The sequence below is a fragment of the Pelagimonas sp. genome, from assembly GCF_050633425.1.
Taxonomy (GTDB): domain Bacteria; phylum Pseudomonadota; class Alphaproteobacteria; order Rhodobacterales; family Rhodobacteraceae; genus Pelagimonas.
In genome coordinates this window covers 20775-33881 of sequence record NZ_JBOEGM010000020.1, presented here as the reverse complement: position 1 = coordinate 33881, position 13107 = coordinate 20775, and the positions used below count along the sequence as shown (strand labels likewise).

Below are 13107 nucleotides of genomic sequence, written 5' to 3'. Positions count from 1 at the left end.
ATGCGCATTCACCAAATTCTAGAAAAACGCGCCCAAGACACGCCTAACGCTAGGGCGATGACCGACACGCTGGGTCTGGATTGGACTTACCAAGACTTGCAGGCCAAAGCTGAGGCATTTGCCGATGATCTGGCCGGTTTGGGTGTGGTTGCGGGGGATCGGGTTTTACTGATCATGGAGAACTGTGCCCCGGTCGTAGCGACCCTGTTCGCGGCCTCCATTTTAGGGGCGGCGGTGATCCCTTTTAACGCGCGCCAAACCGACGCCGAAATCAGCCGTGTGATCGACCACGCGACCCCGGCTGTGGTTCTGTTTACCCATACTGTCTCTCAGAATGCTGCTGATCACGCCGCCCGTTTTGGCGCTAAGCCGCTCACATCAAGCCGAAATATCGTGGCCCTGGCGCGTGCATCCGATCCAGAAGATGTGATAAGCGATGTGGCCACTGTCCTCTATACAACCGGCACCACCGGGGCTCCCAAAGGCGTTATGCTGACCCATGACAACCTGATCTTTGGCGGCACAGTGTCGAGCGCCGTGCGCGACATCACGCCCGCGGACACGCTTTACGGCGTTTTACCAATCAGCCATGTTTTTGGATTGGCTTCGGTGGTTATGGCGTCGGTCTTATCGGGCGCAACGATTCGGATTGAACCCCGGTTTTCTCCGGCGAACCTGTACAAGGCGCTGACCGAAGGGGTGACGTTGCTGTCCTCCGTTCCGCAAATGTTGGCGCAGCTTATGCACTATACCGCTGCGCAAGGGCACGACACCTTGCCGGTCAAATCCTTGCGTTACATCTCATCCGGCGCAGCTCCCCTTGATATTGATTGGAAGCGCAAAGCAGAGAGATTTTTCGGCCTGCCGTTGCAAAACGGCTATGGCATGACAGAGGCCACTGCAGGTGTGTGCCTGACACGCCACGACCGCGGCAATGACGATATTTCGGTCGGCAAAACCTTTCCTGGCGTTGATGTAAAACTGGATTTCGCGGCTCCGGGGGGCGAAGGCAACGTCGGTGAGATTTTGGTGTCGGGCGGTGGTGTCATGAAGGCATATTTTCGCAATGACATCGAAACCGCCAAAGCCTTTACACCGGATGGCTGGCTTCGTACGGGCGATTTGGGTGAATTCGATGATGATGGCAACCTGCATATTCGCGGGCGTTCAAAGGAACTGATCATTCACGGCGGATTTAACGTTTACCCCCCCGAAGTCGAGGCCGCGCTGAATGATCATCCTCAGGTGATCCAATGTGCCGTGATTGGTGTGATGGAAGGCGGTGACGAAAAGGTCTACGCCTTTGTCGAGGCATCCAAAAGCGACTGGCCCGACGAAGAGAGCCTGCGCCAATTTGCGGCGCAACGGCTTGCTGGTTACAAACGGCCTTCGCGGATTGTTGTGATCGAAAAACTACCGGCGGCGGCAACGGGCAAGATTCTGAAATCGGCCCTGCCTGCGTTTTTGGATTAAAGTTCGGGTCAAACTTTAGCTGGCAAAAACCGCATCCATGTCCGAAAACCCTTTGATTTCTATCGGGTTTCCAGATGGGTCGTAGAAAAACATGGTCGCTTGCTCGCCCGGTTCGCCGGCAAATCGTACCGTTGGGTTGATGACAAACTCGACATCAGACGCTTCCAACCTGCGCGCAAGTTTTTGCCAATCCTCCATTCTCAGAACCACGCCGAGATGAGGCATGGGAACCATATGGTCCCCGACTTTCCCGGTGGATTGGGTTTGGAACGGCTGCCCAAGATGCAATGAAATCTGGTGACCAAAGAAGCTAAAGTCCACCCAGGTCTCGGTCGAACGCCCCTCTTTGCAGCCGAGAGTTTCACCATAAAACGACCGGGCCGCGCTGAGATCTGTGACATTGTAAGCGAGATGAAACGGGGTCAGCATTCAGGTATTCCTTTTTTAGTCTTGGCCCAGTCTATCGCATGTTTTGAGCACAAAAGCAGCTTTTCCTGCGCGCAACACACATAGACCAGGGCGGCCAGATAGCTGTCGTTACTGACGTTGTTTTTTGTATCTGGGATTTTTTGGCGAAATTCTGGAGCGTATTTTGGTGGATGCTCGTAACAAAATCAAAAGCTTAGATTTGCTAGCGGTCAGACATACCTGAAAAATCAGTGCGTGTGATGACGAAACGACCACTGGACGACACGCCACTGTCACAGTCATTCTTTATTCGAAAATTCATTCGGATGATTGACACATGAACAGAGACCGCTGGCGAGATATTCGCACAATGATTGAACAAGACATTATGGACGGTGTGCTTGAACCGGGCACCAAATTGCCGACGGAACCGGAGCTTGCTGCGCTCTATGGATCCGGTCGTCATTCGGTACGTCGGGCCATCGCGGAACTGGCCAAAACAGGCCATCTGAGCGTTGAGCAGGGGCGTGGCACCTTTGTGCAAACCAGACCGCGCTTGGAATATCAAATCGGGCGTCGCACCCGGATGCGCAAGAATCTGGAGCCGCACGGTGTCGATATCACCGGAGAGCTTCTGGGCATCGAAAAGATCACAGCCAATGGTCGCGTCGCGAAATCGCTTAATCTGACCGAGGGGGCCCCGGTGATCGTCACGCGGCGTATCACATTTGCCGATGGGCTCCCGGTGTCTTTTGGCGCTCTCTATCACGATGCGACCAAGTTTTCGGCCTTTCCAGAACGTCGCCAATCCTTGGGATCAGTCACGGCTGTCTATGAATCCTATGGGATCACAGATTATTTGCGCGGCCGCACTGAAATCCATTCGCGGCCCGCACGCCAAGACGAAGCAAAAATGCTCAAACAACACCCCGACATGCCGGTTTTGGTGCTGCGTGCGGTTGATCGCACCCAGGACGGCGCGGCATTGGCCTATAGCGAAGTGATCTGGTCTTCGGCGCGGGTCAAATTTTCAATCAACCTAGAGGATATTTAGTATGACCCAGCCCAGGCCAAATTTCGGTGGTTTCGAACACGAAGATGCGCTGAGCATTCTGGCGCGGGCAGATGCGCGGCGGCTTAAGGCGTTTGCTGAGCCTTTGATCCCTGGGTTTAACGGTATTGTTGTGGAAGAAAACCGAACCGGATTGGTCATGTTGCCGATGCGCGATACGGCACAAGGCACACATTTCCATCTGGGCGAAGTCTTGATGAGCGAGGCGCGGATTTCTGATGCGGGCGCGCAGGGCTATGGCATGCGGCAAGGTCGAGATCTTGAAGCCGCCATGGCGATGGCGATTGTCGATCTGGCGATGGCATCCGGGCACTCGGAAGCAGAGATTTCGACATTCCTGTCTCATGAAAAGACCGTTCAATCCCAATCGGATGACGAAACCCTGCGCCGTGTCCAAGCGACCCGCGTCAATATGGAGACGTTTTGATGTCGCCCCATCCCAAACCCTCAGATTTTGAGACGCGTTGCAACGCGGCCTACACCGCGTTGATGTGGGCGATGTCGCGTCCTGGGTTGCCGCGAGATATGCCGCAATCCGGGCAGGCACCGATCCTTGAAACATTGATTGATCGTGAGTGCTCAGTCTACTGCGAGACACCGGAACTGACGAACATAGCGCGGCGAACCGGGGCTGCGCTGATTGACGCGTGTCAGGCGGATCATCTCTTTTTTGAGCGCCTCGAAAATGCCGCGCTTCTGCGGGGGGTGCGGAGCGGGAGTGATTTGCATCCAGAGGACGGGGCGACGCTGGTTCTGGGGGCCGACTTTGGTCAGGGGCAAAACCTAAGGTTGTCAGGCCCCGGTGTAGACGGAGCCGTCGATGTGGTCATAGGCGGTGTGCCCACCGATCTCTGGGCGATCCGCGATCAGACCATGCGGTATCCGATGGGCTTTGACATTTTTCTGGTGGATGGGGCGCAGATCATTGGCCTGCCAAGATCCGTGAACGTGGAGGTTTTATAATGGCTTATGTCGCAACCCGCGGCGGGGAACGCGCCATTGAACAATCGCAAAACCTGTTTCGGGCTGAAATGGGTGAGATTTCAGCTGAGCGTGTCGCGGATGTGCGTGCGGCGCTGCCGTATTTGATTGATCGGGTGATGGGCGAAGCGTCCCTATATGACGCTGATTTGGCCGCCTTGGCCTTGGCGCAAACCGGTGGTGAGCTTTACGAAGCGGTCTTGCTGTTGCGCGCCTGGCGCACCACCCAACCGCGTCTGTGCGTGGCCGAGCCGGTGACCCAAGACAGCCTGTTTACACATCGTCGGATTTCAGCGGCATTCAAGGATATTCCCGGCGGGCAAGTGCTTGGGCCAACCTTGGATTATTCGCACCGGATTTTGGCGACCGGCGTATTGGCGGGTGAAACGTTTGAACCCCAAGCGGTCACCCCGGCAGAGACGCCTGCACCTGCCTATCAGCCGTCTGTTGCCGCCTGGCAGGCGGAAAACCAGCTGCTGACCGCGCCTGAACCGGACGACTTGACCGGCAATGACATCCCAGATGTCACGCGCGAACCGCTGCTGTTCCCAGCCAAACGCGCCCATACATTGCAGTCGCTGGCACGGGCTGACACCGGCGGGGTTTTGGCGCTTGGTTACGCTGCACAGCGCGGGTATGGGCAGGCGCACCCGACTGTGAATGAGCTGCGATTGGCCGAAGCAGAGGTCAGAGTCGAACATCCCTGCGGAACCCGGTTTAGCGCCGGGCGTGTCAAAGTAAGCCAAGCTGAGGTTGTTTCGAAACAAGGCACTGAGCTCGGACTAGGATTTTCCGCAACCCTTGGCTGGAATGAAGTCAAAGTGATCGCCGCCGCGACATTGGATCTCAACTCCGAGGGGGCACCCAAGGGGGCTGCCACCGAGGAAGAATTCTTTTTGTATCATACAGAAGGGGTCGAAAGCTCGGGCTTTTGTATTCACTTCAAGCTGCCGCATTACGTGACTTTCCAATCGAGCCTCGATGCGATGCGGGATGCCAAGTCCAAAGCCGAGTCCGAGGCTGAGTCCAAGGCCGGGTCTCAACCCAACACCAAGCCCTCAACATCAAAGAACAACTTGGACACGACCAAGGAAGCGGAGCGCGCGACATGAGCCTCAAGAGCCTGACCAAAGACTGGGAGCCGATGAGCTATGGGTTCCTAGATGCCTCTGCAAAGCGCGAAATTCGCCGCAAAACGCTCAAGGCGATCGCGGTTCCGGGCTGCCAGATACCCTATGCCAGCCGCGAAGTGCCCATGGCGCGCGGTTGGGGAACGGGCGGATTGCAGGTGTCTTGCACGCTGATCAACCCAAAGACGCGGGTCAAAGTCATTGATCAAGGCGCAGATGACAGCGTCAATGCGGTCTCGATCCGCCGGTTTCTGGCGCGGGTGTCGGGCGCCCCGGTGACGCTCGATGCATTGGAGGCCGATCTGATCCAATCGCGCCACCGCATTCCCGAAGAAATCTTGCGTGATGATCAAGTGCTGGTGCTTCAGGTGCCCAACCCCGAACCGCTGCGGCCAGTGCAACCCAATATGTCACTGGCCCGCCAAATGCATGCGGATGCCGATTACGGGCGGATGTGGTTGCAACTGTTTGAACAGATTGTCCGGTCTGGCCGTGTGATGCTTGGGGCCAGTTACCCTTCGCTGGTTCATGGTCGGTTCGTGATGACGCCGTCGCCGATCCCGCGTTGGGACGTGCCCAAACTGAACATGGCCAAACATCTGACAATCCTATCGGCAGGGCGCGAAAAGCGCATCCACGCTGTCCCGCCCTATACCAAGGTTGAGCCACTGGTTTTTGATGATGTGCCCTATCAAGTCGAAGCGCATGCCGATCTGATCTGCCATCGGTCGGGGGCAAAAGGGTTCTTCATGAATGAGATCCCACAGGATGACGGCCCGTCGCTCTATGAAGTGTCGGATAGTGAACTGGGGGTCAAAATGATCCGCCGCGCCGAAGGTACACCAACCGAATTCGGCGAAACCTGGTACAAAAATGGGGAGATGGCGCAATGACCATCGCGTTGGAACCACCGCGCCTTGTGACCACACGGCCTTTGCTTGTCGCCAATAATGTCTCCAAATCCTATGGCTCGGTTCGGGCCTTGGACGATGTGTCGGCGATGGTTTATCCCGGTGAAGTTCTTGGGGTCGTTGGTGAAAGCGGGTCCGGCAAATCGACGTTCCTGCGCTGTCTGAACCTCGAAGAGGTGCCCGATACCGGCAGCTACACCCTTGATCTGCCCGACGTGCAGGGCAATTTGTTTGACCTTGATCGCTACGCCCGTCGCATGTTGTGCGCCACGCAGATCGGGATCGTCTATCAAAACCCGCATCTTGGTTTGCTGATGTCGCATTCTTCATCGGGCAACGTCGCCGAGCGGCTTTTGGTGGCCGGAGAGCGCAAATTTGCAACCCTGCGTGCCAAGGCCAGCGACGCGCTTGATGCGTCCGAATTTCCGTTGGAGCGAATGGATGCGCCGCCGATTGAGCTGTCGGGTGGGATGCAGCAACGGGTGCAGTTGGCCAAAGCCATCGCGCTGGAACCCGCGCTTTTGCTGCTGGATGAACCGACCACCGGCCTTGATGTGTCTGTTCAGGCCTTGGTGCTTGATACGCTGAAACGCCTCCAGGCGGGGCGCAACATCACAATGGTTATCGTCAGCCACGATCTGGGTGTCATTCGCACCCTGTCCGACCGCGTTATGGTGATGCGGAGAGGGCAAGTTGTCGAAACGGGCCTTGCCGATCAAATCTTTCAAGACCCGCAACACGCCTATACGCAACAACTGGTGCATGCCAAACTATGACACAGATTCTCGATGTTCGCAGCCTGAGCAAAGGCTTTGTCATGCACCATCTGGGCAACCGGATGACGGCATTTGACGATATTTCATTCACCTTGAAAACCGGAGAGTTCTTGCTGCTCAAGGGGCGCAACGGCGCGGGGAAATCGACGCTATTGCGCACTTTGTATCGCAGCTATCTGGCCGGCTCGGGGCAAATTCTTTTCCATTCTGAACATGGTGAAATTGATCTGGCGCGCGCCGCGGATGTCGACATCACCCATCTGCGCCGGAGTGAAATTGGGTTTGTCACCCAGTTCCTGACAGCCCGCCCAAGGGTGAGTGCCGAAGCTTTGGTCGCCGAACCGCTGCGCCGGGCGGGACATTCTGAGGCCGAGGCGTTGCACCAAGCGCACCATTGGCTCGAAGCCTTTGGTGTCAAACGTGATTTATGGCCTGCCTATCCATCAACCTTTTCCGGGGGGGAGCAGCAAAAAGTCAATTTGGCCCGCGCATTGATCTTGCCCCAGCGCCTGCTTTTGCTTGATGAACCAACGGCGTCGCTCGATGTGTCCGCCCGCGCGGCTTTGGTTGAGCGGCTTGGCGATCTCAAGGCAAATGGCACGGCGATGATCGGCGTGTTTCATCATCCCGGTGATGTCTCAACGCTGATTGACCGAGAAATTGACCTCACCCCTGAGGCAAAACCACAAGAGGATCGCAACGATGTGGCTGTCTGATTTCACTCTGGTCTTGGCAAATCGGGTTGTCCCGTCCGGGTCGGTGCGTCTTGAGGGTGATATGATTGCCGAGGTGGTTGAACATCCTGTTCCCGAAGGGATGCAAGGCCATGGTGCAACGTTGTTTGCCGGCTTCATAGACATGCATGGCGACATGATCGAACAAGAGCTTGAACCCCGCGCACGTGTTGATTTTCCGATGCGGGTGGCCCTTGGATCGTTGGACGCGCGGCTGGCGGCGGCAGGGGTCACAACAGCCTATGCGGCGGTGTCGTTTTCTCGCGGGGCGCGCGAAGGCGAGCGGCGCTCGTTTGAGCACACCAGCGGCGTTATTCGTGACTTGGCCGAGGCCCGTGTGGGGTGCCGGGTTGAACATCTTATCCATGCGCGATTTGATATCACCTTTGACAACGCGGTTGGCGTTTTGGCCGATCTGTTGGACGAAGGCCGGGTCGATCTGGTGTCCTTGATGGATCACACGCCGGGGCAGGGGCAGTATCGGAATCTCGAGCTGCACATCAAAAATCGGGCGGCGCATTTTGGCATTTCGGAAACCGACGCCCGGCAGGGGATCGCCACGGCCATCGCGGAGCGATCACGCCCCCAAGAGGTGTTGTTGTCGAACATGCGTGAGGTTTCTAAAATGTGCCGCAACCACGGTGTCGCCTTGGCAAGCCATGATGATGACACCGTCGACAAGGCCCATTTGATGGCCGATCTGGGTGCTGTCATTGCGGAATTTCCGGTGACGCTTGAAGCCGCGGAAATTGCGGTTGAACGCGGAATGATGACGGCAATGGGCGCGCCCAATGCCATGCGTGGCCAGAGCTATTCGGGCAATTTATCGGCGCGCGACGCCCACAAAGCTGGCCTTTTGGGAATTTTGGCAGCGGATTATCACCCGGCGGCACTCCTTCCGGCGATCCGGGCTTTGGCTGATCAGGATCCAAATGGGTTGGCGGGGGCTGCGCGTCTGGCGACCGTGAATCCTGCAAAGGCGCTCGGGCTTGCGGATCGGGGAGAGATCGCCGTGGGCAAGCGCGCTGATCTGGTCGCCTTTGATCACCAGGACCGGACTCTTATGACAATGCGGCAGGGCAATATGATCTATTCGAACGGTGTTTTGTACAAAATGCCTGTCTCTGTTCGGTCCGTAGCCTGAGACGTTAATAAACTGTCACAGGGGGGACATTTGCGCGTTACCTCAGAGGGCTATCCAGCACATGTAGAATTCATTCGGATGAATAATCATGGCTGCTACCCTGTCACTCTCTACCGTCTCGCGCCACTTTGACGACACCAAAGCCGTCGATCATGTGACGCTGGATATTCACCCCGGACAGTTCGTTGGCGTTATTGGCCGCTCTGGTGCCGGTAAGTCCACATTGTTGCGCCTTATCAACCGTTTGATCGACCCCACCTCGGGGTCGATTTCGTTTGATGGGGTTGAGGTCACGGCGCTCAAAGGCCGCGCGTTGCGGGATTGGCGGCGTGACTGTGCCATGATTTTTCAGCAGTTCAATCTGGTCGACCGACTTGATGTTTTGACCAATGTTCTGATCGGACGCTTGGCAACCCATGGCTTTGCCAGCTCGATGTTGATGCGCTTTAGCGATGAAGAACGGGCCATGGCGATCGAAGCGCTGGATCGGCTTGACCTCGTGCCCCAAGCCTTGCAACGCGCTGGCACTCTGTCGGGAGGCCAGCAACAGCGTGTCGCCATCGCCAAGGCTTTGGTCCAAAACCCAAAAATTATGCTCGCGGATGAGCCAATCGCCTCACTTGATCCGGCCAATGCGACGCTGGTGATGGATGGGTTGCGGTCTATCAACAAACAAGACGGCATCACCGTTCTTGTCAATCTGCACACGCTCGACACCGCGCGCGCCTATTGCGACCGGATCATCGCCATGCGGGCGGGGCGGGTGTTTTTCGACGGCACCGCCGCGCAGCTCACGGATGATGTGGTGCGCGACATTTACGGCACCGACGGGCTTCGCGAATTCAACGAAGCCGTGACCTCAACACAGGCGCGCCGCGCTGTGCCTGCGTAATCGCAACAACCAAACAACCAAACTGCCAAACCCACTGCAACGGAGACAGTCCATGCGTTTGCTTACCACCTCTGCACTTGTCGCTTTGACCGCCACAACGGCTCTGGCTGATGACAGCTGGAAGAATGATTATCAGGTTCTCAAATTCGGCATTTTGTCGGGAGAGAATGAAAAGGACCGGATCGCGCGCTATACGCCGTTCGAAGAATATCTTGAGGCTGAACTGGGCGTCGAAGTCGAGATCTTTACCGCCGGCAACTATGACGGTGTGATCCAGGCGATTGCCGCTGACCAGATCGAATTCGCCTTCTTTGGTTCGTCATCCTATGCGGCGGCCTATACCGAAACCAATGGCGGTGTTGAGCCACTGGTGTCACGTCTGCGCAAAGACGGCTCAACCGGGTATTATTCGGTTGTCGTGACCCGCTGCGAAGACAATTACAAAGACCTGTCTGATCTGGAAGGCAAAATTCTGGCATTCGCGGACCCGGATTCGACTTCTGGTTACGCGGTGCCGTATTTCAACATTGCCCAGCAGGTTGACCCCAAAACGTTTTTCGCCGCAGTTCCATTTTCAGGCAGCCATGAAGCCGGTGTGTCCGGTGTTGTCAACGGCACGTTTGATGCCGCTGCCACGTGGCAGAACAACGCCGTTGATGGGCGCTGGCAGCGCATGGTCGACAAAGGCATGATCGAAGAGGGCCAGATTTGCCCGATCTGGGAAAGCCCTGAGATCACGGCTGGCCCTTTCAGCGCCCGCGCCAATATCCCTCAGGGGCTCAAGGATGCGATGGTTGAAGCGGTTTGGAACCTGGCCGAAAAAGACCCTGAGGCCTTTAACCAGATGACGGGTTTCAAGGCGGATGATCCAAACCCACAGACCGGTTGGGTCAAGGTTGATCACGACCGGTACCAGTGGATCGTCGAGATGCGCGATTGGCTGAAAAAAGAGCGCCGCAAGTCCGGCTAAACGACCTTTGAAGCGGTGGCCCGGCACATGGGCCACCGTTTTTCTTTGACCCTGGGGGCCGGTTCGATGGCAATGGCAGATAGCGACTTGATGACGGCGGGGCGACCAAACCCGTCACATGCAATCTCCGAATTTGAAAAAGACTATGCCGATTTGCGCCGCCGCAGTCGGATGACCTGGCTGATTGGCTCCGGTGTTTTTATGATCCTGTTTGGCCTTTCGGCGTGGCTTGGGGATTTCTTTAAGATCACACAGGTGTCCATGCCGGACGGATCGCGTGAATGGCGTTGGATCATCCCGGCGGGCCTGCCACGGTTGGGCGAATACATTGCCAAAACCCTTCCTGAGTTGCATTGGGCGACGCTGGGCGAGGATTTCGCATATTGGTTTTGGCGGTGGAAAACATGGGCCAATCTGTGGGTCGAAACCGTTTTGATTGCCTTTATGGGAACGACTTTGGGGGTTGTTGGGGCCTTCTTTCTGTCCTTTCCTGCGGCGCGCAATCTGACCCCGAACAAATGGGTTTTGATGCTCAGCCGACGTTGGTTGGAGATCGCCCGCACCGTCCCTGACTTGGTCTGGGCTTTGATCTTTGTCTTTTGTTTTTCGGTTGGGCCGATGGCCGGGGTGTTGGCGATTGGCCTGCACGCCACCGGATCGCTGGGCAAACTCTATTCCGAAGTGAATGAGAACATCGATATGCGCCCTCTGGAAGGGGTCAAGGCGGCTGGCGGAACATGGTTTGACCAGATCCGCTACGGCGCGGTTCCGCAGGTTTTGCCAAACATCATCAGCTATACGCTGCTGCGTTTTGAGATCAATGTGCGGTCGTCGACAATCATTGGATATGTGGGGGCAGGTGGCTTGGGTCAAGAAATCCGCACCGCCATGAGCCTGCAAGAATACACCGACCTGTCAGCCCTGTTTGTGATCATTTTTGTCACTGTGATTGTCATTGATTACGGCTCGGAAAAGCTGCGTCACCGCGTTATCGGATTGGAGAAAACCCCATGAATGTCGACATGTCCCCGGCTCGCATTGCCGCGGCGCAGGCTCAGGTGCCGCTGGCCTTTCGTGAGCCATGGCCGGTTCGGTTGCGCAAGATCGCATTGTGGACGATGTTTATCGGCCTCTTTGCCTGGTGTCTGTATGATTTCAACTTTGCCCCGGCGCGGATCATCGAGGGGCTTGGCCGGTTTGGCCGGGTGCTTGGGTTTATGTTCCCGCCCCATATCTGGACCACCTGGGCCGGGTGGTCCGAAGTGCTCAAAGGGCTGGGCGAGACATTGTCGATGGCCTTTCTTGGCACCGTTCTGGGTGCGGTTGTTGCTTTTCCTCTGTCCTTTCTTGGGGCCAAGACGCTCAACAAAGTTTTTTGGTTACGGCAAGGCACCCGCCGGGTTTATGATGTGATCCGCGCCTTTGAAACGCTGATCCTTGCGCTGATTTTCATCCGGGCTTTTGGGCTTGGGCCGTTGGCCGGTATTATGGCAATCGCGGTTAGCGAAGTCGGGACGCTGGCAAAGCTGTTTTCAGAAGCGCTCGAAAACACGTCGAAAAAACCCGTCGAAGGGGTGATGGCTTCGGGTGGATCGCAACTACAAACCATACGTTTTGCCATCATGCCGCAAGTGATGCCGGTGCATTTGTCGGTGTTGCTCTATAATTTTGAATCCAACGTGCGGTCGGGCACAATCTTGGGCATTGTTGGGGCCGGTGGCATTGGGTTTTTGCTCTCGGACCGGATCAGCGCCTATAAATGGGATGAGGCGTGGTCGATCATCTTTTTGATCATCGCGATGGTCTATTTGATTGACTGGCTGTCGCGCCTGTTGCGCGCCAAACTCATCGGCACATCGGATCTTGCGAAATGAGCGGCGCAGGGTCAAAACATCGTCTCTCCGAAGCCCCGACCATTCACCCCGAGGCTCAGGTTGACGATTGTGACTTGGGTGTTTGGACCGAGGTCGGCAAGGGCACATTGATGAAGGCGTCGCAGATGGGCGACTATTCCTACATCACCCAAAACTGCCACGTTGTCTGGACCACCATCGGCAAGTTCTGCTCCATTGCCAATGCCGCGCGGATCAATCCGGGCAACCATCCGACGTGGCGCGCGGTTCAGCATCATTCGGTATATCGCGCTGAGGCCTATGGGCTTGGCACCGACGACCATCCGTTTTTTGAGTGGCGCAAAGAGAACTGGGTGACCATTGGTCATGACGTATGGATCGGCCATGGGGTCACGATCACGGCCGGTGTCACCATTGGCACAGGTGCGGTGATTGGGGCTGGGGCAGTGGTGACCCGCGATGTCGCCCCATACACCGTGGTTGGCGGTGTTTCTGCGCGTGAAATCAAGCGCCGGTTCAGCGATGCGCAGGCCGAAGCCTTGCAAGAGATTGCTGTGTGGGATTGGCCACGCGAGACCTATCGCGCGGCCTTGCCCGATATTCGAACGCTAGAGATCGACGCCTTTATTGAGAAATACGGACCCATGAAAAACACCGCCCAGTGAAAAACACCGAGCTGTGAAAAACACCGAGCTGTGAAAAAGATCTGCTGTTGTGAAAACAGCAATTTGGATAACTTGGCGCTGATACCCAGCGGCCCGCC

15 protein-coding genes are annotated in these 13107 nt (G+C 56.5%); 14 read left to right on the top strand and 1 reads right to left on the bottom strand.

Annotated elements, in window-relative coordinates; genetic code table 11:
- On the top strand, positions 1-1473 hold the full coding sequence (locus ACRBB0_RS15895) for a class I adenylate-forming enzyme family protein (RefSeq protein ID WP_431375432.1): 1473 nt from the start codon (positions 1-3) through the stop codon (positions 1471-1473).
- A gap of 15 nt (positions 1474-1488) precedes the next feature.
- On the opposite strand, the gene ACRBB0_RS15890 is transcribed toward ACRBB0_RS15895, so the two are convergent.
- Entirely contained in the window at positions 1489-1902 is a 414-nt protein-coding gene (locus ACRBB0_RS15890; protein WP_431375431.1) for a VOC family protein, read from the bottom strand.
- Between the two features lie 316 nt (positions 1903-2218).
- On the opposite strand from ACRBB0_RS15890, the gene phnF reads away from it, so the two are divergent.
- The 13 genes from phnF (at position 2219) to ACRBB0_RS15825 (ending at position 13009) form a co-directional block, all read left to right on the top strand.
- A complete protein-coding gene (phnF, locus tag ACRBB0_RS15885; RefSeq protein WP_431375430.1) occupies positions 2219-2935 on the top strand; it encodes a phosphonate metabolism transcriptional regulator PhnF in 717 nt (238 codons plus the stop codon).
- Between the two features lies 1 nt (position 2936).
- On the top strand, positions 2937-3380 hold the full coding sequence (locus ACRBB0_RS15880) for a phosphonate C-P lyase system protein PhnG (protein WP_431375429.1): 444 nt from the start codon (positions 2937-2939) through the stop codon (positions 3378-3380).
- Complete coding sequence (gene phnH / locus ACRBB0_RS15875; protein ID WP_431375428.1) at positions 3380-3916, top strand: phosphonate C-P lyase system protein PhnH; 537 nt, start codon at positions 3380-3382, stop codon at positions 3914-3916. The genes ACRBB0_RS15880 and phnH overlap by 1 nt, the downstream gene beginning before the upstream one ends.
- Positions 3916-5046, top strand: a complete 1131-nt coding sequence (locus ACRBB0_RS15870; RefSeq protein ID WP_431375427.1) for a carbon-phosphorus lyase complex subunit PhnI — start codon at positions 3916-3918, stop codon at positions 5044-5046. Before phnH ends, ACRBB0_RS15870 begins: the two co-directional genes overlap by 1 nt.
- Positions 5043-5957 carry an alpha-D-ribose 1-methylphosphonate 5-phosphate C-P-lyase PhnJ gene (locus tag ACRBB0_RS15865; protein WP_431375426.1) on the top strand — a complete coding sequence of 305 codons (915 nt, stop codon included), beginning with the start codon at positions 5043-5045 and terminating at the stop codon, positions 5955-5957. The genes ACRBB0_RS15870 and ACRBB0_RS15865 overlap by 4 nt, the downstream gene beginning before the upstream one ends.
- A complete protein-coding gene (locus ACRBB0_RS15860) occupies positions 5954-6751 on the top strand; it encodes an ATP-binding cassette domain-containing protein (protein ID WP_431375425.1) in 798 nt (265 codons plus the stop codon). Before ACRBB0_RS15865 ends, ACRBB0_RS15860 begins: the two co-directional genes overlap by 4 nt.
- A complete protein-coding gene (locus ACRBB0_RS15855) occupies positions 6748-7467 on the top strand; it encodes a phosphonate C-P lyase system protein PhnL (protein ID WP_431375424.1) in 720 nt (239 codons plus the stop codon). The genes ACRBB0_RS15860 and ACRBB0_RS15855 overlap by 4 nt, the downstream gene beginning before the upstream one ends.
- Positions 7454-8629: an alpha-D-ribose 1-methylphosphonate 5-triphosphate diphosphatase gene (locus tag ACRBB0_RS15850; RefSeq protein WP_431375423.1), complete on the top strand. Its 1176-nt coding sequence runs from the start codon at positions 7454-7456 to the stop codon at positions 8627-8629. Before ACRBB0_RS15855 ends, ACRBB0_RS15850 begins: the two co-directional genes overlap by 14 nt.
- Positions 8630-8717: 88 nt before the next feature.
- The gene (phnC, locus tag ACRBB0_RS15845) at positions 8718-9521 is read left to right on the top strand and encodes a phosphonate ABC transporter ATP-binding protein (protein WP_431375422.1); all 804 of its coding nucleotides are present in this window, start codon (positions 8718-8720) and stop codon (positions 9519-9521) included.
- Between the two features lie 52 nt (positions 9522-9573).
- Positions 9574-10491 (top strand): phosphonate ABC transporter substrate-binding protein, encoded by a 918-nt coding sequence (gene phnD / locus ACRBB0_RS15840; RefSeq protein ID WP_431375421.1) that lies wholly within the window; start codon positions 9574-9576, stop codon positions 10489-10491.
- A gap of 27 nt (positions 10492-10518) precedes the next feature.
- Entirely contained in the window at positions 10519-11505 is a 987-nt protein-coding gene (gene phnE, locus ACRBB0_RS15835; RefSeq protein WP_431375420.1) for a phosphonate ABC transporter, permease protein PhnE, read from the top strand.
- Positions 11502-12365, top strand: coding sequence for a phosphonate ABC transporter, permease protein PhnE (gene phnE, locus ACRBB0_RS15830; RefSeq protein ID WP_431375419.1), 864 nt, complete (start codon positions 11502-11504; stop codon positions 12363-12365). The genes phnE (ACRBB0_RS15835) and phnE (ACRBB0_RS15830) overlap by 4 nt, the downstream gene beginning before the upstream one ends.
- Positions 12362-13009: a DapH/DapD/GlmU-related protein gene (locus ACRBB0_RS15825; RefSeq protein WP_431375418.1), complete on the top strand. Its 648-nt coding sequence runs from the start codon at positions 12362-12364 to the stop codon at positions 13007-13009. Before phnE (ACRBB0_RS15830) ends, ACRBB0_RS15825 begins: the two co-directional genes overlap by 4 nt.
- Positions 13010-13107 lie beyond the last annotated feature (98 nt).

Bases quoted from the DNA above. Each gene is read 5' to 3' on its own strand.
- ACRBB0_RS15895 (WP_431375432.1), top strand. From the start codon at position 1: ATGCGCATTCACCAAATTCTAGAAAAACGCGCCCAAGACACGCCTAAC.
- ACRBB0_RS15890 (WP_431375431.1), bottom strand. From the start codon at position 1,902: ATGCTGACCCCGTTTCATCTCGCTTACAATGTCACAGATCTCAGCGCG.
- phnF (WP_431375430.1), top strand. From the start codon at position 2,219: ATGAACAGAGACCGCTGGCGAGATATTCGCACAATGATTGAACAAGAC.
- ACRBB0_RS15880 (WP_431375429.1), top strand. From the start codon at position 2,937: ATGACCCAGCCCAGGCCAAATTTCGGTGGTTTCGAACACGAAGATGCG.
- phnH (WP_431375428.1), top strand. From the start codon at position 3,380: ATGTCGCCCCATCCCAAACCCTCAGATTTTGAGACGCGTTGCAACGCG.
- ACRBB0_RS15870 (WP_431375427.1), top strand. From the start codon at position 3,916: ATGGCTTATGTCGCAACCCGCGGCGGGGAACGCGCCATTGAACAATCG.
- ACRBB0_RS15865 (WP_431375426.1), top strand. From the start codon at position 5,043: ATGAGCCTCAAGAGCCTGACCAAAGACTGGGAGCCGATGAGCTATGGG.
- ACRBB0_RS15860 (WP_431375425.1), top strand. From the start codon at position 5,954: ATGACCATCGCGTTGGAACCACCGCGCCTTGTGACCACACGGCCTTTG.
- ACRBB0_RS15855 (WP_431375424.1), top strand. From the start codon at position 6,748: ATGACACAGATTCTCGATGTTCGCAGCCTGAGCAAAGGCTTTGTCATG.
- ACRBB0_RS15850 (WP_431375423.1), top strand. From the start codon at position 7,454: ATGTGGCTGTCTGATTTCACTCTGGTCTTGGCAAATCGGGTTGTCCCG.
- phnC (WP_431375422.1), top strand. From the start codon at position 8,718: ATGGCTGCTACCCTGTCACTCTCTACCGTCTCGCGCCACTTTGACGAC.
- phnD (WP_431375421.1), top strand. From the start codon at position 9,574: ATGCGTTTGCTTACCACCTCTGCACTTGTCGCTTTGACCGCCACAACG.
- phnE (WP_431375420.1), top strand. From the start codon at position 10,519: ATGGGCCACCGTTTTTCTTTGACCCTGGGGGCCGGTTCGATGGCAATG.
- phnE (WP_431375419.1), top strand. From the start codon at position 11,502: ATGAATGTCGACATGTCCCCGGCTCGCATTGCCGCGGCGCAGGCTCAG.
- ACRBB0_RS15825 (WP_431375418.1), top strand. From the start codon at position 12,362: ATGAGCGGCGCAGGGTCAAAACATCGTCTCTCCGAAGCCCCGACCATT.